General features: G+C 67.9%; 20 protein-coding genes and 1 tRNA gene. 12 read left to right on the forward strand and 9 right to left on the reverse strand.

The features are described 5' to 3' along the window. The first annotated feature begins 14 nt into the window (after positions 1–14). Both bagA and bagB read left to right on the forward strand, forming a co-directional pair. Positions 15–1,049: an ATPase BagA gene (gene bagA, locus AT701_RS30265; RefSeq protein ID WP_003897588.1), complete on the forward strand. Its 1,035-nt coding sequence runs from the start codon at positions 15–17 to the stop codon at positions 1,047–1,049. Then, on the forward strand, positions 1,046–2,176 hold the full coding sequence (bagB, locus tag AT701_RS30270; RefSeq protein WP_011731107.1) for an ATPase BagB: 1,131 nt from the start codon (positions 1,046–1,048) through the stop codon (positions 2,174–2,176). Before bagA ends, bagB begins: the two co-directional genes overlap by 4 nt. Here bagB and AT701_RS30275 read toward each other — a convergent pair. The 5 genes from AT701_RS30275 to AT701_RS30295 form a co-directional block, all read right to left on the reverse strand. Then, a complete protein-coding gene (locus AT701_RS30275; RefSeq protein WP_058127164.1) occupies positions 2,173–2,991 on the reverse strand; it encodes a serine hydrolase in 819 nt (272 codons plus the stop codon). The genes bagB and AT701_RS30275 overlap by 4 nt on opposite strands. Continuing rightward, the gene (locus AT701_RS30280; RefSeq protein WP_058127165.1) at positions 2,984–4,405 is read right to left on the reverse strand and encodes an amino acid permease; all 1,422 of its coding nucleotides are present in this window, start codon (positions 4,403–4,405) and stop codon (positions 2,984–2,986) included. The genes AT701_RS30275 and AT701_RS30280 overlap by 8 nt, the downstream gene beginning before the upstream one ends. Positions 4,406–4,418: 13 nt before the next feature. Continuing rightward, on the reverse strand, positions 4,419–5,798 hold the full coding sequence (locus AT701_RS30285; protein ID WP_011731110.1) for a type III PLP-dependent enzyme domain-containing protein: 1,380 nt from the start codon (positions 5,796–5,798) through the stop codon (positions 4,419–4,421). 123 nt (positions 5,799–5,921) lie between these two features. Then, a complete protein-coding gene (locus AT701_RS30290; RefSeq protein WP_011731111.1) occupies positions 5,922–7,538 on the reverse strand; it encodes a PucR family transcriptional regulator in 1,617 nt (538 codons plus the stop codon). A 163-nt stretch (positions 7,539–7,701) separates the two neighbouring features. Then, complete coding sequence (locus tag AT701_RS30295) at positions 7,702–8,058, reverse strand: WhiB family transcriptional regulator (protein WP_011731112.1); 357 nt, start codon at positions 8,056–8,058, stop codon at positions 7,702–7,704. Positions 8,059–8,354: 296 nt separating this feature from the next. On the opposite strand from AT701_RS30295, the gene ponA2 reads away from it, so the two are divergent. From ponA2 to AT701_RS30325, 5 genes are all read left to right on the forward strand, one after another. Beyond that, positions 8,355–10,808 carry a transglycosylase/D,D-transpeptidase PonA2 gene (ponA2, locus tag AT701_RS30305; RefSeq protein ID WP_014878583.1) on the forward strand — a complete coding sequence of 818 codons (2,454 nt, stop codon included), beginning with the start codon at positions 8,355–8,357 and terminating at the stop codon, positions 10,806–10,808. Between the two features lie 99 nt (positions 10,809–10,907). Continuing rightward, complete coding sequence (locus AT701_RS30310; protein ID WP_011731114.1) at positions 10,908–11,894, forward strand: metallophosphoesterase; 987 nt, start codon at positions 10,908–10,910, stop codon at positions 11,892–11,894. A gap of 8 nt (positions 11,895–11,902) precedes the next feature. Then, entirely contained in the window at positions 11,903–13,000 is a 1,098-nt protein-coding gene (cds1, locus tag AT701_RS30315) for an L-cysteine desulfhydrase Cds1 (protein WP_011731115.1), read from the forward strand. 325 nt (positions 13,001–13,325) lie between these two features. Then, positions 13,326–13,399 (forward strand) — tRNA-Pro (locus AT701_RS30320). A gap of 130 nt (positions 13,400–13,529) precedes the next feature. Continuing rightward, positions 13,530–13,730 carry a hypothetical protein gene (locus tag AT701_RS30325; protein ID WP_162267852.1) on the forward strand — a complete coding sequence of 67 codons (201 nt, stop codon included), beginning with the start codon at positions 13,530–13,532 and terminating at the stop codon, positions 13,728–13,730. Between the two features lie 12 nt (positions 13,731–13,742). Here the strand turns inward: AT701_RS30325 and AT701_RS30330 are convergent, their stop codons facing one another. After that, positions 13,743–14,963, reverse strand: a complete 1,221-nt coding sequence (locus AT701_RS30330) for a serine/threonine-protein kinase (protein ID WP_058127166.1) — start codon at positions 14,961–14,963, stop codon at positions 13,743–13,745. Between the two features lie 62 nt (positions 14,964–15,025). Between AT701_RS30330 and AT701_RS30335 the strand changes: the two genes are divergently transcribed. The 4 genes from AT701_RS30335 to AT701_RS30350 all read left to right on the forward strand — a co-directional run bounded on the left by AT701_RS30335 (position 15,026) and on the right by AT701_RS30350 (position 17,340). Beyond that, entirely contained in the window at positions 15,026–15,523 is a 498-nt protein-coding gene (locus AT701_RS30335; protein WP_058127167.1) for an SRPBCC family protein, read from the forward strand. Between the two features lie 37 nt (positions 15,524–15,560). Continuing rightward, positions 15,561–16,358, forward strand: coding sequence for an acyl-CoA thioesterase (locus AT701_RS30340; RefSeq protein ID WP_058127168.1), 798 nt, complete (start codon positions 15,561–15,563; stop codon positions 16,356–16,358). Between the two features lie 64 nt (positions 16,359–16,422). After that, positions 16,423–16,641, forward strand: a complete 219-nt coding sequence (locus AT701_RS30345; protein ID WP_011731120.1) for a three-helix bundle dimerization domain-containing protein — start codon at positions 16,423–16,425, stop codon at positions 16,639–16,641. Positions 16,642–16,680: 39 nt separating this feature from the next. Continuing rightward, positions 16,681–17,340 (forward strand): hypothetical protein, encoded by a 660-nt coding sequence (locus tag AT701_RS30350; protein WP_029104597.1) that lies wholly within the window; start codon positions 16,681–16,683, stop codon positions 17,338–17,340. 5 nt (positions 17,341–17,345) lie between these two features. On the opposite strand, the gene AT701_RS35325 is transcribed toward AT701_RS30350, so the two are convergent. Next, the gene (locus AT701_RS35325) at positions 17,346–17,498 is read right to left on the reverse strand and encodes a hypothetical protein (protein WP_011731122.1); all 153 of its coding nucleotides are present in this window, start codon (positions 17,496–17,498) and stop codon (positions 17,346–17,348) included. A gap of 124 nt (positions 17,499–17,622) precedes the next feature. On the opposite strand from AT701_RS35325, the gene AT701_RS30360 reads away from it, so the two are divergent. Then, positions 17,623–18,207 (forward strand): hemerythrin domain-containing protein, encoded by a 585-nt coding sequence (locus AT701_RS30360; RefSeq protein ID WP_058127169.1) that lies wholly within the window; start codon positions 17,623–17,625, stop codon positions 18,205–18,207. 53 nt (positions 18,208–18,260) lie between these two features. Here the strand turns inward: AT701_RS30360 and AT701_RS30365 are convergent, their stop codons facing one another. After that, positions 18,261–19,154 (reverse strand): manganese catalase family protein, encoded by an 894-nt coding sequence (locus AT701_RS30365; protein WP_058127170.1) that lies wholly within the window; start codon positions 19,152–19,154, stop codon positions 18,261–18,263. A gap of 75 nt (positions 19,155–19,229) precedes the next feature. Continuing rightward, on the reverse strand, positions 19,230–19,694 hold the full coding sequence (locus AT701_RS30370) for a GatB/YqeY domain-containing protein (protein ID WP_058127171.1): 465 nt from the start codon (positions 19,692–19,694) through the stop codon (positions 19,230–19,232). Positions 19,695–19,698: the final 4 nt, after the last annotated feature.

The following is a 19,698-nucleotide window of genomic DNA, read 5'->3' on the forward strand; positions in this document are numbered from 1 at the left end:
GTTAGCATGCACTGGTGGCAACCACAGAGAGCGGCGCCAAACATGTCGGTTGGCCGTCGCGGCTGACGAAGGCCAGACTGCATTTCGTATCCGGCAAGGGCGGAACTGGCAAATCCACGATCGCCGCGGCGCTGGCCCTCGCACTCGCCGCGCACGGGCGCAGGGTCCTGCTCGTGGAGGTCGAGGAACGTCAGGGCATCGCGCAGCTGTTCGACGTCCCGCCGCTGCCGTACGAAGAGGTCAAGATCGCCACCGCGGAAGGCGGCGGACAGGTCAACGCCCTGGCCATCGACATCGAGGCCGCGTTCCTGGAATACCTCGACATGTTCTACAACCTCGGCCTCGCCGGCCGCGCGATGCGCCGCATCGGCGCCATCGAGTTCGCCACCACCATCGCGCCGGGTCTGCGTGACGTTCTGCTGACGGGCAAGATCAAAGAGATCGTGGTGCGCCCCAAGACCATGCGCGACGAGAAGCACAAGCGCAGCGGCTACGACGCCGTCGTCGTGGATTCCCCACCGACAGGCCGTATCTCGCGATTCCTCGACGTCACCAAGGCCGTCTCGGATCTGGCCAAGGGCGGGCCGGTGCACTCGCAGGCCGAAGGTGTGGTGAAGCTGCTGCACTCCGAGCAGACCGCGATCCATCTCGTGACGCTGCTGGAGGCACTGCCCATCCAGGAGACCCTGGAGGCCATCGACGAACTCAAGGAACTGAACCTGCCGATCGGCAGCGTCATCGTCAACCGCAACATCCCCGCGTACCTGTCTCCGGACGACCTGGCCAAGGCCGCCGAGGGTGACCTCGACGCCGACACGATCCGCGCCGACCTGAGCAAGGCGGGAATCACGTTGTCGGACGAGAACTTTGCGGGTCTGCTCACCGAGGCGATCCAGCACGCGACCCGCATCAAGGCCCGCAAGGAAAGCGCCGAACTGCTCGACGAGATCGACATCCCGCGCCTGGACCTGCCCGCACTGGCCGACGGTGTCGACCTGGGCAGCCTCTACGAACTCGCCGAAGAACTCGCCGCCCAGGGGGTCAGATGAGCACCACACCACCGGCCCTCGACATGGGCTCGATTCTCGCCGACACGTCGAACCGCGTCGTGGTGTGTTGCGGCGCAGGCGGTGTCGGCAAAACCACGACCGCCGCGGCGATGGCGCTGCGGGCCGCCGAGTACGGCCGCACGGTCGTGGTCCTCACCATCGACCCGGCAAAGCGTCTCGCGCAGGCGCTCGGCATCAAGGACCTGGGCAACACGCCGCAGCGCGTGCCGTTGGCGCCCGAGGTGACCGGGGAACTGCACGCGATGATGCTCGACATGCGTCGCACGTTCGACGAGATGGTGATGCAGTACTCGGGTGCCGGTGTGGCCGACCAGATTCTGGAGAACCAGTTCTACCAAACTGTCGCCACCTCGCTCGCGGGCACGCAGGAGTACATGGCGATGGAGAAACTCGGGCAGTTGCTGTCCGAGGACAAGTGGGATCTGGTGGTCGTCGACACGCCGCCGTCGCGCAACGCTCTGGACTTCCTGGATGCACCGAAACGGTTGGGCAGCTTCATGGACAGCCGCCTGTGGCGCATGCTGCTCGCCCCCGGTCGCGGTATCGGCAAGCTCGTCACAGGTGCCGTCGGGCTCGCGATGAAGGCGATGTCGACCGTGCTGGGCTCCCAGATGCTCTCCGACGCAGCCAGTTTCGTGCAGTCCCTGGACGCCACGTTCGGTGGGTTCCGCGAGAAGGCCGACCGCACCTACGATCTGCTCAAACGCCGGGGCACCCAGTTCGTGGTGGTGTCCGCGGCCGAACCGGACGCGCTGCGCGAGGCATCGTTCTTCGTCGACCGGCTTTCCGGTGAGCGCATGCCGCTCGCGGGCCTGATCCTCAACCGCACACATCCGACGCTGTGCGATCTGCACGCCGAGAAGGCCGAAGAGGCCGCCGACGAACTCGCTGCCGAGGATCCCGACTCGCTGACCGCCTCGGTGTTGCGCATCCACGCCGACCGCGCGCAGACGGCCAAGCGCGAGGTGCGTCTGCTTTCGCGGTTCACCGGCGCCAACCCGCACGTCGCGATCGTCGGGGTGCCGTCACTGCCGTTCGACGTTTCCGATCTCGAGGCGCTGCGCGCGATCGCCGATCAGATCACCGGCGTCACCGAAACCGCCTAGCGGTTCTGCAGGTACCGGCGGATCTCGCAGCCCAGCCATCCCATGGTGTCCAGGACCGGGTCGCGGTGGTCCTGCCCCCACGCCCAGTTGGCCAGGACGGCGTAGCCGACGCTGCGATCGCCGTGCGTGGCGCATCCGATGTCGATGCGCGCGTCGGAGATGGTTCCGGTCTTGTTCCACAGTGCGAACCGGTCGGGTTCGGTGTGTGCCAGCGGGTCGAGACCGAAGGCGCGCGCCACCATGGACAGGTCGGTGTTGACGCCCAACCAGGTGCGCACCTGGCGGGAGACCTCGGCGCCGTGGATGTCACCGGAGTGCAGGCGCGCCACGAACTCACACAGTTCGGCGGCATTGCCTGTCGACAAGGTGAGCGGATCGTCCTGAGATCGGTTCAGCCGCACCCGGTCCCGCAGTCCGCTGGCCGTGAAACCCAGATCTTTCGTGGCGCGCTGCACCTCGTCGAGTCCGAGCCGGCGCAGCAGGATGTTGGTGGCCATGTTGTCGCTCACCGCACCGATCAGCAGACACAGATCGTCGATGCGCAGGTCCTGCCCCTGCAACAGGTAGAGAATCCCGGAGTCCGCCACCACGTCTTCTGGTGCGGCCGTGACGATCTCGGCGGGGTCCAGGGTCCTGTTCTCGAACCGCCGGGCCACCTCGGCCAGCAGGAATATCTTCCCGACGCTGGCCGTCTTGAGCACGCGCTCGGGGTCGTGCTCCCACAGGATCTCACCGGTGTTCAGGTCGGTGATGCGGACCGACCACGCGGCCATGTCCGTCAGCATCGACGATGCGCGGGTGAAGAAGTCACTCATCGGTTCTCGCAGCCTGTTTCGTGTCTGTGGCGGGCACCTGGCCGTGACGTTTGCGCAGGGCATAGGCGAGCAGGACGACCGCCAGGCTGACCACGCTCGCCAACAGTTGCACGCGCTGATCGGCGTCGAACAACATGGCCACGAGAACCAGGACGAAGCATGCGATCACCGCGATCGGCAGGTACGGGAAGAACCACATCTTGAGCGTCAGTTTCGCGGGGTCCTCACGTTCGATGGCCCGGCGCACCCGCAACTCCGAGACCCCGATCATCACGTACATGAAGATCGCCACCACGCCGCACGAGTTCACCAGGAACAGGAACAGCGAATCGGGCGCGATGTAGGCCAGCACCACCGAGACCCACCCGACGACGGTGCTCGCGAGGATCGCGCGGGTGGGGACACCGCGAGTGTTGGTGCGCACCAGCCACTGTGGCGCATCGCCGTGTGACGCGAGCACCCGCAGCATGCGTGAGGACGTGTAGATCGACGAGTTGAGCACCGAGAGCACCGCGGTGAGGATGACGATGTTCATGATCAGTCCCGCACCGGGGATCTGCAGTTTCTCCAGCGCCGCGACGTACGGACTGGACAACACGGATGCGTCGTTCCACGGCAGGATGCACACCACCAGGAAGATCGACCCGACGTAGAAGAGGATGATCCGCCAGATGACGCCCGTGGTGGCCCTGGCAACCGATTTCGCCGGTTCGGCGCTCTCCGCCGCTGCGATGGTGACGATCTCGGCCCCGCCGAACGCGAAGATCACCACGACCACGGCCCCGAAGATCGATCCGAATCCGTTGGGCGCGAAGCCTCCGTGGGCCACCAGGTTGGTCAACCCGTTGGTGTCACCCGGCCACACGCCGAACACCCACAGCAGGCCGACGACGATGAAGGACACGATCGCGGCGACCTTGATGCCGGAGAACCAGAACTCGAACTCGCCGAACCACCGCACCGAGATGAGGTTGGTCAACGTCAGCGCGGCCATCAGCAGCATCGCCATGAGCCACAGCGGAAGCCCCACCCAGACAGCCAGGATCTGCGCTCCCGCAACGGCTTCCACCGCGATGATGATCACGTAATAGTACCAGTACAGCCAGCCGAGCGTGAACCCGGCCCACGGGCCGATGCCGATCCGGGCATAGTCGGCGAACGCGCCGGTCCTGGGTTTCGCCACGACCATCTCGCCGAGCATCCGCAGGGTGCACAGCACGAGCGCACCGGCCACGACGTACGACACGATCGCGGCCGGGCCCGCGGTCTTGATCACCGCGCCGCTGCCGACGAAGAGCCCGGCACCGATGGCGCCGCCGATCGCGATCATGGTCATATGCCGCGTTCTCAGCGACCGGGCGAGGCCGGAGCGGGGTTCGTCGGACGAGGACAGATCGGATCTCGATTCGAGCATGAGGCAATGCCAATCAGTCGGAGGGGCGGTTGGGCGGGCGAAACGTCAGTGGTTCGAGTGATGGTTCACCGGCCTCTGCGACGATCTGCTCGATCGTCTGGGCCCGGCGGGCCAGTGACCACCGTCGGTCACCGTGCTGGTCGGTTCCCACGGTGTAGACGGCGGGTCTGGGTAATGCGTTGTAGGAGAAGTGCGTCGAGAAGTAATAGCCGCCGGTGTCGGGGACGGCGACCAGGTCACCTGCGTGGACCGGCGGCAGTTCCCGTCCGACGGCGAGCATGTCCCCGGTGAAGCAGGCGGGGCCCGCCACGTCCTGCACCCGAGGCGGGTCGTCGCGGCGCCGCCCGTGCGCGTCGTACACCTCGACCCGCAGTGGCCAGGCCTCGGGCGCGAAGATCGAGCGGGTGGCCACCTGCACACCGGCGTGGGTGATGGCGATCGGACGCCCGCCCGTCACCTTCGTGTACTCGACGCGGGCGACGACGGTGCCGGCCTTGGCGGTCAGCGCCCGGCCGAATTCGGTCACCACGGTGTAGGTCCCGTCGAACAGACGCGGGGCAGCGGCCTGCAGCGCCGCCCGGTGGTCGGCGAAAGTCGGTGTGACGTCGTCGGATCGGAAGTTCACCGGCAGTCCGCCACCGACGTCGATCCGCTGGATCTGCCGCGATCCGGCCCGTGCGTCGATGTCGGCGGCCAGGTCTGTCGTGAGCCGCACGCCTTCGGCCGCGTGCTCCAGGCTCATCCCCTGTGAGCCGCTGTGGACGTGCAGCTGCGTCAGCCAGGGCCGGGTTGCGAAGGCGTCGATGATCTCGTCACGGTGGTCGGCCAACCCGATGCCGAACTTCGACGTCGAGGTGGCCGTACTCATCGCGTCGATGGTTCCGGCACCGGTCTGGGGATTCACCCGCACCCCGATCACCGACCGGGGCCTGCCGTTGCGAGCGACGGCCGCGTCGATCCGCGCGAGTTCCTCGAAGTTGTCGACGTTGAACGACACCCCCAACTCGAGCGCCCTGGCGATCTCGGTCGGGGTCTTGGCCGGCGAGTCGAACACGATGCGCTCGGCCGGAAACCCGGCCGCGAGTGCGAGTTCGAGCTCGCCGGGGCTGGCCACCTCGCATCCGAACCCCGCCGCGGCGAACCGCGCGAGAACCGGCCGCAGCGATATCGCCTTGGCCGCGATCGTGTGCAGAGCCGGCAGATCGGCCGGGTACGCCGCGTGCAGCGACGCCATGAGTTCGTCGAGGGTGTCGAGGTCGATGACCCCGCACAGCGGGTGCAGATCGTCGATGAACCCCTGCCGGACCACGTCGGCGACGATCTGTTCGCGCCGGTACAGGAGCTCCTCCGGGCTCGGCAGTGGTGCGCCGGCCCGCGGTGGTGCGTCAGTCACCTGTAAAACCTATGAACACCGTGGCCGGTGGAGGGAGTCGTGCGGGCTGAGAAAATCCGGGCGAATCTTCGTCGGATCCGGAGAGCGACACCACGCCGCGATCGGCGCCCTCTCCGGAATGCACTAACGAGATCCCCGTTTCTCGTCGAAGTGCACAGTGGCGCGTACGGATTCACCGCGTCGCTCCCACACCAGCAGTGCCAGGGCCGCCCGCAGTCGCGCCGCTGCCGACTGCAGGTCCAGCCCGGCCACCGCGGTGATCCGGTCCAGCCGGTAGCGCAGCGAGTTGGCGTGGATACCGAGTTCGCGGGCCGCACCGCTCAGGTTGCCGGGGTGGTCGAGGACCGCAGCGACGGTGTCGACGAACGCGGTGCCGTGGTCGATGTCGTGACGACGCAACGCGCGCAACGGTTCCGCGATGGCGTCGCCAAGCGGGTCGAGCAGGTCCGCGGCCCGGACCAAGGTGAGCGGGTCGGCCACGTCGGCTGCCGTGATCACCGGCGGGGTCGCTTCGCGTGTGCGTCGGCAGCCGATGTCGAGGGCGGCCGCGTCGAGAACCTGACGCGCGACGACAGCGGAGCGCTGCAGGTCCAGGATGGAGTCGACCACCGAACCCACGGCGACGGTGCCGCAGCGGGCGCGTGAGACCCGCGCCAGGTGCACGGACAGATTGCCTGCGACGTCGGCGTCGGTCACCTCGTCGTCCTGCAGCGGAACCACGACGAGCAGATCCGTTCCCACCCGCGCCGGCCGCGCCCCGGCGCGCAGCGCCTGCATGTGGAACATCAGCGAGCGGGACTCGGGCGCATCAGCTCCCAGCGCGACGACGACGTGCCTGGTGTCCGGTTGCAGACCGAGCAGCGCGGCGGGGACGCCGGGATCGACTCCGCGCGAGATCAGATCGACGAGCGCGGCCTCACGGAGGCGACGCTCGTACTGCTCGAGGTGGACCTCGCGCAGCATCATCGCGGCTGCCGTCTGGCGCACCTGCAGCAGCAACTGGCGCAGCGCGTCGCGGTCGGTGGCGTCGTCCAGCGCCGCCCAGATCGTGCCGAGCGTCTCGCCCCCGGTCTTCACCGAGACCACCATGCGCGCCGGGTCGCCGTTCTCGGCGTTGCGCACCACGACGTCGTCGGAGCGCCACACCGCGGGCAGGAATCCGGTGGACATGAGCCGTTCGACGCGCCAGGCCGGGACGGCGCCGCCCAGGATGGTCTGGTTGCGAATCGGGTCGACGTCGTGCCCGACGACGGCGTAGGCGAGCACCCGCGAGTCGAGATCCTCGATGGTCACCGGCGCCCCGGTCCGCGTGCTGATCCAGCGGGCGAGGGCCTGCAGATTGTCGACCTGAGGCGCCGGGTCGACCGTGTGGCCCGCGCCGAGCAGGCGGACCAGGACGCGGAACAACTCGCTCCACCCCACCCACGGAGAGCGGCGGAACAGCCTGGCGGTGTGGCCGCGCACCAGGGAGAGGTCCGTCGTCGCGCCGGGCGGAAGTACAACGGCCCCAGCGGTTCCCACCTCGTCGAGCAGGGATCCGAGCACGAAACGGTCATCGATGCGGGAGTTGACCAAGACGATCGTGCCGCGGTAGTCGGCCGGTTCGCCCGGTTCGTGCAGGGCGACGTCGCTCACCAGTGGGTCGTCGCCGGGATCCCTCGCCCCGGCCAGCGGGATCAGCATTCCGGCGGCGCCTGAGATCATCGCCGACAGCGGAAGCGTGCGAGCAGGATCAGTCACTGCTTCTGGTCATCGGGTACCACGACTGCCGACATTACAGTCGTGCGGCCGGTGTCGCGCCCCGACAGAACGGCACCAACGCGCGGCCTCCCGCCTGAGCGAACCGTCGGAAGCGTGCCCGCAAACGAACGAGCCCGCCTGCTCGGCGGGCCCGGTCGGTTTCTCAGACTGCGCTGCGGTGCTTGCGCTGAGCCGCGAAGAAATCGGCCCAGGAGCTCACTTCGGGGTGCTGCTTGAGCAACGCCCGGCGTTGGCGTTCGGTCATGCCTCCCCACACGCCGAACTCAACTCGATTGTCGAGCGCGTCCGCGCCGCATTCGAGGATCACCGGGCAATGCCGGCAGATCACCGCGGCCTTGCGCTGCGCCGCGCCGCGGACGAACAGCTCGTCGGGGTCGGCCTGACGGCAGCGCGCCTGCGACACCCACGCGATCCGCGCTTCGGAGTCCCGGTGCTGTGCGGTGTTCGTGGTCGTAGAGAGAGTGCTCGCCTTACGTGCGACAGTGTGTGTAGCTGACACCAGCGATCCCTTCATTCCAGCCATCTACCCCTGATGGCGGGCATCAAGCCCCTCCGGTAGAACGCCTATGCGATCTATGCCACATTGCGCCAAGTGGTGTTACCTGGATCGCACTGTGCATCCAAGCTAGGTGGTCAGAGGGTATTTACGCAACAGTTTGGAACCCCCTTTTTTGGGACGGCCGTGCAGTCTGCCCCCACAGGTGGCCCCTCGTGGGGTTTTGCCCGAGGTAGGGGGATGCGCCCGTCGGGCCGCTGGCCCCTGAGGGCTCCCAGCAAGCTCGTTACTCTGTATGCATGCCGGAGCTGCCGACAGGACCTTCCGCGCAGCCACCGCGGGCGGTCATCGTCATCAAGCTCGCTTGGTGCTGCCTTCTCGCAAGTGTGCTCGCGGCCGCTTTGATGTTCCCCGTCGTGGGCGGGTTCGGGCTCATGTCCAACCGCGCCTCCGACGTCGTGGCCAACGGTTCCGCGGCCCTCGTCGAGGGTGAGGTACCGCAGGTGTCGACCATGGTCGACGCCAAGGGAAACACCATCGCGTGGCTGTACTCGCAACGCCGCTTCGAGGTTCCCAGCGAACAAATCGCCAACACCATGAAGCTCGCGATCGTGTCCATCGAGGACAAGCGGTTCGCCGAGCACAACGGCGTCGACTGGCAGGGCACGCTGACGGGCCTCTCCGGCTATCTGTCCGGCAACCCCGACACCCGCGGCGGATCGACCATCGAACAGCAGTACGTCAAGAACTATCAGCTGCTGGTGGTCGCGCAGACCGACGCCGAGCGTCGCGCCGCCATCGAGACCACCCCGGCGCGCAAGCTGCGCGAGATCCGGATGGCGCTCACGCTCGACAAGACGTTCACCAAGCCCGAGATCCTCACGCGCTATCTCAACCTGGTGTCGTTCGGTAACGGCGCATACGGTATCCAGGACGCCGCCCAGACGTACTTCGGCGTCAACGCCTCCGAGCTCAACTGGCAGCAGGCCGCCCTGCTGGCCGGCATGGTGCAGTCCACCAGCGCGCTGAACCCCTACACCAACCCCGACGGTGCCCTGGCCCGCCGGAACCTGGTGCTGGACACGATGATCCAGAACATCCCGCAGGAGGCCGAGGCGCTGCGGGCCGCCAAGGAGCAGCCGCTGGGCATCCTGCCGCAGCCCAACGAGCTGCCGCGCGGCTGCATCGCCGCGGGCGACCGCGCGTTCTTCTGCGACTACGTGCTGGAGTACCTGGCCCGCGCGGGCATCAGCAAGGAGCAGGTGGCCAAGGGCGGCTACCTCATCAAGACGACGCTGGACCCTGACGTGCAGTCCTCGGTCAAGTCGGCCATCGACAGCATCGCGGCTCCGGACACCCCCGGCGTCGCGAGTGTCATGAGCGTGATCAAGCCAGGCAAGGAGTCCCATCCGGTGCTCGCGATGGCGAGCAACCGTACCTACGGCCTCGACACCGAACGCGGCGAGACCATGCAGCCGCAGCCGTTCTCCCTGGTGGGCAACGGTGCGGGCTCGGTGTTCAAGATCTTCACGGTGGCCGCGGCCATGGAGATGGGCATGGGCATCAACACCCAGCTGCCCGTCCCGGCCCGGTTCGAGGCCAAGGGCCTGGGCAGCGGCGGTGCGCGCGGCTGCCCGCCCGCAACGTGGTGCGTGCAGAACGCGGGGGGCTACCGCGGGTCGATGAGCGTCACCGATGCGCTGGCCACCTCGCCGAACACCGCGTTCGCCAAGCTCATCTCGCAGATCGGGGTGCAGCGCGCGGTCGACATGGCGGTCCGGCTGGGCCTGCGGTCCTACGCGCAGCCGGGCACCGCGCGTGACTACGACCCCGAGAGCAGTGAGAGCCTGGCCGACTTCGTCAAGCGCCAGAACATCGGCTCGTTCACGCTGGGTCCCATCGAGGTCAACGCGCTCGAGCTGTCCAACGTGGCCGCGACACTGGCCTCGGGCGGCACGTGGTGCCCGCCGAATCCGATCGCGCAGGTGGTGGACCGCAACGGCAACGAGGTCGCCGTCACCACCGAGACCTGCGAGCAGGTGGTTCCCGAAGGGCTGGCCAACACCCTCGCCAACGCCATGAGCAAGGACGACACCGGCTCCGGCACCGCGGCGGCCTCCGCCGGCTCGGTGGGCTGGAACCTGCCGATGTCCGGCAAGACCGGAACCACCGAGGACAACCGGTCCTCGGCGTTCCTCGGGTTCACCAACCAGTACGCCGCGGCCAACTACATCTACGACGACTCCCCCAACCCCAGCGAGCTGTGCTCGTTCCCGCTGCGCCAGTGCGGCAGCGGCAACCTGTTCGGCGGTAACGAGCCGGCCCGCACGTGGTTCACCGCGATGAAGCCGATCGCCGAATCGTTCGGCCCGGTCGCGTTGCCGCCCACCGATCCGCGCTATGTCGACGGCGGGCCGGGCTCGCGCGTGCCGAGCGTGTCGGGGCTCACCGAGGAAGCCGCGCGCCAGCGGCTCAAGGAGGCCGGTTTCCAGGTGGCCGATCAGGCCAGCTACGTCAACAGCGGCGCGCGGTCGGGCACCGTCGTCGGCACCACCCCCAGCGGGCAGACCATCCCCGGCTCGATCATCACGATCCAGCTGAGCAACGGCATCCCGCCGCCACCGCCGCCGCCGGTGAACATCCCGCTCCCGGGTGGTCCGCCCGAGATCGGCCAGACGGTGGTCGAGATCCCCGGCCTGCCGCCCATCACGGTGCCGGTGCTGGGACCGCCTCCGCCGCCGCCACCGCCGTGATGCGGACGGCGATGCGCGGGCTGTGGATTTGCCCACTCTGAGCTGTCACGGACCGGCCAAGGATCGATCCGTGACAGCTCGGGGCAGTAGGCTGCGAGCATGTCCGCCGTTTCGCTCGTCAAGACCGCCGTCAAGACAGCCCCGGTGATCAAGAAGGCTGCCGCCATCACCGCAGGGTCGCTTGTCGCCGGGGTCGGTTATGCATCCCTCATCGAGCGGAACGCGTTCGTACTCCGCGAAGCGACCATGCCGGTGCTGGCGCCGGGCTCGACACCGCTGCGCGTGCTGCACATCAGCGACCTGCACATGCGTCCCAACCAGCGGCGCAAGCAGGCATGGTTGCGGGACCTGGCTCGGCTGGAGCCGGATCTGGTGGTCAACACCGGTGACAACCTGGCCCATCCGAAGGCCGTGCCCGCGGTCGTGCAGTCGCTGAGCGAGTTGCTCTCGGTGCCCGGCCTGTTCGTGTTCGGCAGCAACGACTACTTCGGTCCGCGGCCCAAGAACCCGCTGAACTACGTCACCAAGCCGCAGCACCGCACCCAGGGTGAGGCGTTGCCGTGGCAGGACCTGCGTGCGGCGTTCACCGAGCGCGGCTGGCTAGACCTGACCCACACGCGCCGCGACCTCGAGGTTGCCGGGCTGCACCTGTCGGTGGCCGGTGTGGACGATCCGCACCTCAAGCGGGACCGCTACGACACCGTCGCCGGTCCCGCGAACGCCGCGGCGAACCTGACGCTGGGGCTCACGCACTCCCCCGAGCCGCGCGTGCTCGACCGGTTTGCCGCCGACGGCTATCAGCTGGTGCTCGCCGGGCATACGCACGGTGGTCAGCTGTGCCTGCCGTTCTACGGCGCGCTCGTCACCAACTGCGAACTCGACCGCTCGCGTGCCAAGGGCGCGTCGCGCTGGGGCGCCGACATGCAGCTGCACGTCTCCGCGGGCATCGGCACGTCGCCGTACGCCCCGGTACGTTTCTGCTGTCGTCCCGAGGCGACGCTGCTGACGCTGGTGGCCGCGCCCACCGGAGGGGGCAACGCGGGGACCAGGGCCGGCACGTCGTCGCCGTCGGTGTCCGCGCGCTGACGCCGTCGATGACGGTCTCCACGGTCTCGCGCAGTGGTCCGCGCGAGTGGGTGGACAACGCCGTTCGGCTCATCGAGGCCGACGCCACCCGCAGCGCCGACACCCACCTGCTCCGGTACCCGCTGCCCGCGGCGTGGTGCGACGACGTCGACGTGGCGCTGTACCTCAAGGACGAGTCCACGCACATCACCGGCAGCCTCAAGCACCGGCTGGCGCGGTCGCTGTTCCTCTACGGCCTGTGCAACGGCTGGATCTGCGAGGGCACGACGATCATCGAGGCCTCGTCGGGCTCCACGGCCGTGTCCGAGGCGTACTTCGCGGCGCTGCTGGGCCTACCGTTCATCGCGGTGATGACGGCGTCGACCAGCCCGTCGAAGATCGCGCTGATCGAAGCACAGGGCGGCCGTTGCCATTTCGTCGAGAAGTCGTCTGAGGTGTACGAGGAGGCGCAGCGGCTGGCCGACGAGACCGGCGGCCACTACCTCGACCAGTTCACCAACGCCGAACGCGCCACCGACTGGCGCGGCAACAACAACATCGCGGTGTCGATCTACGAGCAGATGCGGCTGGAGAGGCACCCGATCCCGGAATGGATCGTGGTGGGTGCGGGCACCGGCGGCACCAGCGCGACCATCGGCCGGTTCATCCGCTACCGCAGGCACGCCACCAGGCTGTGCGTCGTGGATCCCGAGAACTCGGCGTTCTACCCGAGTTACGCGCAGGGGCGCCCGGTGGAGACCGGCGCGTCGTCACGTATCGAGGGCATCGGCAGGCCGCGCGTGGAGCCGTCGTTCATGCCCGAGGTGGTCGACCGCATGATCGCGGTGCCCGATGCCGCGTCGGTCGCGGCCGCGCACTACGCCAGCAATGTGCTGGGGCGGCGGGTGGGACCGTCCACCGGCACCAACCTGTGGGGTGCGTTCGGGTTGCTCGCCGAGATGATGCGTGAGGGACGCAGCGGATCGGTGGTGACGTTGATCGCCGACAGCGGCGACCGATACACCGACACCTACTTCGACGCCGACTGGTTGGCCAGCCAGGGGCTCGACCCCTCCGGGCCTGCGGAGATCCTCACGGAATTCGAACGTTCCGGCTCCTGGTCGTGATCCGCGTCGGCTGTCAGGAACAGCCACAGCGCAGCCACGACGAAGAAGCCCAGATAAATCGTGGCGCCCAACGCGGTCATGTCGCACTCCAGTCGTTCAAAGCTTGAAATGTTTCGGTCGTATGACACCTACAACGAAACGGGTGCCCACTTTGAGTCCCCGATTCGACGACGAAGTGGCGTAGCTGACACCGAGATTGCAGCCAGGGACAGGATCGCCGCGATTTTTGTCCCTGGCTTCAATCTCGGCGCGCGCCTGCGATGTGCCTCTGACCACCCGTTTGGCTTTCAACTGCCTCGGTGCGATACGCTGTCGTGGCTTCACGCGGGGTGTGGCGCAGCTTGGTAGCGCGCTTCGTTCGGGACGAAGAGGTCGTGGGTTCGAATCCCGCCACCCCGACTCGCAGAGGCAAGGCCCTGACTGGATTCCCAGTTCAGGGCCTTTCGCTTATGTGGCCCCCAAGTGAGGTACCGCACTACTCATGTCCGTGGCCCCGTGCCCGCCGACACTCGTAGGCATGGGAGGACATATGGGGAGCAAGAAGAACGTCAGGTCCGGCAGCTGTCGGCACCGCGCGCCCGTGATCGCACTGGCGGAGTACCGGCGCTGTGCGCGCCGCGAGCCGCGTGACGTGGACGACGTGATCGAGGCGCCGGTGACCGCAGTTGTCGACGAGCCCCCCGACGGCGCAGCCGACGACGACGAGGGCGGAATCATCCTCTGCTGGTAGGCATTTCGCGCCTCACGGATGCGGAGGGCCTTTCGGACCCTTCGGGCCGTGCCCTTTCTCGTGGCCCTTACCCTTGCCGGGTCCCGGTCCCGGTCCGGGCCCACGTCCGGGTCCCCGGGGTTCTTCGGGCACGGCCGCGGGGACCGGCGTCGAGGGGACCGGAGGGACGACGGCCGAGGTCGCCGGAGGCACGGTGGTCGCAGTGGGCGTCGACGTGGGTGAGGTCAGGCCCGACGAGCCGCGCGCCAGCGCCAGGACCAGCACGAGGATGAGCGTGGAGACGATGCCGAGGACGGCGAGGATCAGCCGGGTCCGCCAGTGGCGCGGTGACGGCAGCACCGGGGGCGGCGGGATCGGCGGCAGCGGCGCGGCGAGCACCTTGGTCTGCGGGCGGTCCAGACGCTGCGTGGGTGGTTCGGCACCGGTGAGCGCGGCGCGCATGGTCGCCGCGTCGGGGTAGCGGAACGCGACCTCACGCGCCATGGCCGTGTCGATCACGTGGATCAGCCCGGGTGCGACGTCGGGGCGCACCGAGGCGATGGGCACGGGCACGTCGTCGAGGATCGCCCGCACCATGGCCGCGGGATTGTCGCGGTCGAACGGCCGGCGCCCGGTCAGCGCCTCGTAGCCCACGACGCCCACGGCGTAGAGGTCGTCGGCGAAACCGGCCGGTTGCCCGGTCACGCGCTGCGGGCTCAGATACGCCATGGTGCCGAGGATCTGGCCGGCCTGGGTGTGCGGCACCCCGTCGGTCTTGGCGATGCCGAAGTCGGCGAGCTTCGCCTGCCCGGTGTGGCCGATCAGGATGTTGCCGGGCTTGATGTCGCGGTGCACGATGCCCGCGGCGTGCGCGGCGATGAGCGCCGAGAGGATCTGGTCGAGTAGTTCGGCCACGCGTTCCTGCGGCAGCGGCCCCGCCGCGATCTCGTCGGCGAGCGTGGCGCCGGACAGTCGCTCCATCACGATGTAGGGCGTGCCCGCGTGCTCGCCGCAGTCGTGGACCGCGACGACGTGCGGGTGGGTCAGCGCCGCGGCCGCGCGGGCCTCGCGTTCGAAGCGGGCCCGCAGATCCGCGTCGGCCGCCAGTGCCGGGTAGAGCAGCTTGATCGCGACCGGCCGTGCCAGCCGGGTGTCCCACCCGTCGCGGACCTCGGCCATGCCACCACGACCGAGGACGCCCCGGAGTTCGTAGCGGTCGCCAAGGAGTCGCTGAAACCGCTCAGCACTCCCCATGCACCGGACTATTGCACGCGCCGGACCGTGCATTCCACGCGCCCCCGAGGCATGCTCACCTCATGCCACGGTTCGCACTGGAACCCGCCGACGAGGCGTTCTTCGGTTCCGCGCCGCACGTTTTCACCTACCGCAAACAGTTCGCCGCACCGCCCGAGCGCGTATGGGAATCGCTGACCTCGGACGAGTCCCTGGCCGCGTGGGGTTCGACGGTGAAGTTCGTGAACTGGACGTCACCACGCCCGTTCGGGGTCGGCACGACGCGCGAGGTCGCGCTCTCCCCGGGGATCGTGCGTGTGGACGAGACGTTCTTCCGCTGGGAGGACGGGGTGCGCTACTCGTTCTACGTCGACCATGCGAGCGTGCCGTCACTGCGCCGGTTCGCCGAGGACTACCTGGTGGAACCCCTTGGCGAAGGGCGCGCGCAGTTCACGTGGATCGTCGCGATCGAGGCCAGGCCCGCCTTCGCGGTGCCGTTCAAGGCGCTCGCGCCGGTGCTCAAGGCGGCGTTCGGCCGGCTGGCCACCGACGGCGAGAAGTACTTCAGGGAAAGGGCGTGACGGAGGTCTCAACCAAGCGGTCGGTAGCGTCAGCCGGGTGAGCGCGCCGAGTTGGATCAAGGGTCTTCTGGCATTCGAGCGCGACGGTGACGTGTTCTGTATCCGCGAGCCCGAGCCCAACACCATCGAGCGCCTGTTCGGCGGTCTGATCGCCGCGCAGTCGCTGGGCGCCGCGGGTGCCACCGTCGACGACGACAAGGTCCCACAGTCGCTGCATGCCTACTTCGTCCGCGGCGGCCGGTACGACACCGACGTCGAGTTCCGCGTGACGCGCATCCGCGACGGCCGCGCGTTCGCCACGCGCCAGGTCAGTGCCAGCCAGGACGGCAAGGTGATCCTGGAGATGATCGCGTCGTTCCACGCACCGGAGCCGGGTGTGGACTGGCAGCCCCGGACCGAGCCGCGGCTCGAGTTCGACGCGGCCGTGCCGAAGGATCCGGAGATCGACTTCAGCGACGCGTTCGAGGTTCGCACCCGCACCAGCGACGATTCTGAGTTCGCGGTGCCGCCGTTCTGGATCCGCACGCGTGAGCCGGTCGAGGATGACCCGCTGGTCCGGGCGTGCGCGCTGACCTACCTGTCCGACCTCGGCCCGGTGCCCACCGCCCTGCCCCCGACGGTTCCGCTGCGGCCCGATCTGGGGTTCGCGACGAGCCTCGACCACTCGATCTGGTTCCACCGCCCGTTCCGGCCGGACATCTGGCACCGCTACGAGTTGCGAGCGGCCAACCACAACGACTCCCGCGGCCTCACCACGGGCTCGCTGATCGACGAATCGGGCACGCTGATCGCCAGTGTGTGCCAGGAGGCGCTGTGGCGCCTTGACATCTCTTGACAGCTGTCCACTTTGTGAGACAGCTCGCGTTGCACCGTAAACGCTCTGGTCAGACAATGGAAACGTGAGAACAAAATCCGAGGATGAATTAATCGCGGATGTTGAAGATCGCCTGGTGAAACGTTTCACGACTGTCCCGCCCAGACGCGTCTCCGATGCCGTCGAAACCGCCCGTCACCGCTTCGACGACAGCACGATCCGTGACTTCGTACCGCTCTTGGTGGAGCGCCGCGTGACCACCGAACTCGAAGGCGCACTCAAAGGCCGGATGGCCCACGCCTGACGGCGTTTGCGATGCCGCCACGGCGGGCAGTCCGTGGCGATGAAGCTCTCAGATGTGGCCGCCGTTCCGTTCCAGATCGGTTCCGCGCTGCGGGACCGCCGGCTTTTCCACCCATCGGGTGTCCTGGCCCGCGGCACCCTCGACCGCACGGCCCCGATCGGTGAGGGTCTGCCCGTGCGCACGGGCGACGTCGTGGGCCGCGTCTCCAAGGGGATCGGGTCCCCGGGATCCGTGCCCGACATCGCCGGACTGGCGTGGCGAATGCCGCCTGAGACACCCGACATGCTGTGGGACGTCCTGCTCGCCTCGACACTGATCGGCAACCGTTTCGCGCTGTGGCCGGCCACCGCGTGGACCGACGTCACCTTCGCGAGCCTCATGCCCTACCGGTTCGACGGGGGCCTGTGGTGGCTGCGTGCGCGTCTGACGACGCCGATCGACGGGTCCGGGCTCTCGGTCGATGCGGTGGCCGATCAGATCCGAAGTGGCAGTGTCGATTTCGATATCGACCAGGCAGCCGTCGGTTCAGGCTTCCGCCCGCTGGCCCGGCTGTCGCTGCACACCGTGATCGAGGACGAGGATGTGTCGTTCGATCCGGTGCTCAACACCACGGCCGGGGTCTCGCTGGTGCCGGACTGGCTGGCCGGCGTGCGCCGCGTCGCCTATCGCCGCAGCCGGGTGGGACGCGAGGCCGAGTAGCACGCTCAGTCCGGCGGTTCCTGTGTGGTCTCGTCGGGCATCTCGACGTCCGGGGTGTCCTCGGGCACGCGCTTGGGCTTGCCCGCACCACCTTCGGCCGCGCTGCCCGTGTCGTGGTCGCGATGCTCTTCGTCGTAGATCCCGTCACCTCGTGGCATGACGAGAGTTCTACCCATCCGTCACGGTTTCAACCCGCTCGGGCGCTGTTTGGCAACGGGTCTGACGGGTATGCGGATACACACCTCAGTCCAGAGATCCGTATCCCCGAAGGGCAACACAAACATGGATGGTTTGACATTTCTGCGCCAGGACCACAAGAGCGTGCTCGGCATGCTCGAGGTGCTCGGCGACGCTCCGACCGGGCACGGCGCCCGCGAGAGCGGCCTCGACACCATGGTGACCAACCTGATCATCGCCGAATCCCAGCACGAGGCCATCGAGGAGCAGCACTTCTGGCCGCTCGTGCGAGAGGCTCTTGAGGACGGCGACGAACTCGCCGACAAGGCCATCGAACAAGAGCAGATGGGCAAGAAACTGCTGCAACGCCTCGAAGACGGCAAGCCCGGTGAGCCGGACTACCACGAGGCGCTCAGCGAGTTCGTCAAGCTCGGCCGCGACCACATCGCGTTCGAGCAGGACGTGGTGTGGCCCAAGCTCGAAGCCGCGGTGGACCGCGACAAGCTGGAGACGCTCGGCACCAAGCTCGAGTCGTCCAAGAAGATCGCGCCGACGCGTCCGCATCCGGACACCCCGGGCAGTTCGGTCGTACAGAAGACCATGGGCATGGGCGCGGCGATCGTCGACCACGTGCGTGACGCTGCGAGCGGGCGGGAGTCGAAGAATCCGCCGGACCCTCAGATCCACTGACACAACGAATCAGCGGCCGGCACCGAGGTACCGGCCGCTGATTCGTTGTCGAATTACGTTGTCGCGGTGTGCTGTTCGTGCGTGAACGGCTTCTCGCCCTTCACCGCGGGTGAACCCTCCGGGTTCTCCTTCGCGCCACGGTTCTTGCGCTTCTCACCACCGAGCCATTGCGATTCGGGCTTCTCCACGTACTCCCACTCCATGCCGCCGGGCCACGGACCCTGGCCTTCGTTCCACGGGCCGCGGACGCTGCCGTCTCCGTTGGACATGTTGAACGCGACGTTCTGGAAGCGGTCGTCGCCGGGCAGTTGCGCCGGCGGGAAGTTCACCGGCAATTCGTTGAGCGCCGCGGTGAACTGCTGGAAGTGCGCAACCTCGCGCGTCATCAGAAACGTCAGGGTGTCCTGCACGCCCGGGTCGTCGGTGAACTGTTTGAGGTACTCGTAGACCACCTTGGCGCGCGACTCCGCACCCAGATTGCTGCGTAGATCCACCGACGGGTCGCCGTTGGCGTTGACGAATGCGCCGCTCCACGGAGTTCCCGCGGAGTCCTTGACGTCGGGACCGCCGCCGGACAGCGTCAAGAACAGCGGCGTGACCGCAACACTGTGGATTATCTCGTCCTTGCCGTCGCGGCTGGCGACCGCGGGCATCCAGTCACAGCGCTCGTTGGCGACCTTGAGATCGTCGTTGAGCCCGTCGAGGAGCATCGTGATCATCGCTCCGACCATCTCCAGGTGCGACAGTTCTTCTGTCGCGATGTCCATGAACAGGTCGTACAACTTCGGGTTCTTCTCGCGCAGGACGAACGCCTGCGTGAAGTACTGCATGGCGGCCTTCAGCTCGCCATTGGCGCCGCCGAACTGCTCCTGCAGCAGGGCTGCGAAGCGGGGGTCCGGTTGGGTAACCCGTACCTCGAATTGCAGATCTTTGTTGTGAATGAACACTGCGGGTACCTCCAGGGCTGTTGATTGCAGATTGGTGGCGGATACCCAGCGCCGAGAACCCCAAACAGCGGTCCGTCAGAGACGTTCGCGCACTGCCTGCGAAAGCCGCGCACCGTCGGCCTTGCCTGCGGCGATCGCGGTCGCGGCCTTCATCACCTGCCCCATCTGACGCATGCTCGGCCGCTCTCCGATCTGCTCGGCCACCTGCGCGATGGCGGTGTCGGCGACGTCGGCGAGTTCGGCCTCGGTCAGCGGGGTGGGCAGGTACTCGTCGATCACGCGTGCCTCGGCGTGCTCGGTGGCCGCGAGATCCCCTCGGCCGTTCTGGGTGTAGATCTCGGCGGCTTCACCGCGCCTGCGGGATTCCCTTGCCAGCACCGCGATCACGTCCTCGTCGGAGAGTTCGCGGGCCTGTTTGCCGGAGACCTCTTCTTTCTGGATGGCCGCGAGCAGCATCCGCAGCGTGGCCGTGCGCAGCTTGTCCTGAGATTTCATCGCTGCGGTCAGATCGGCGCGCAGCCTGTCCTTGAGTTCGGCCATACGG

This window comes from Mycolicibacterium smegmatis (genome assembly GCF_001457595.1).
Classification (GTDB): Bacteria; Actinomycetota; Actinomycetes; order Mycobacteriales; family Mycobacteriaceae; genus Mycobacterium; species Mycobacterium smegmatis.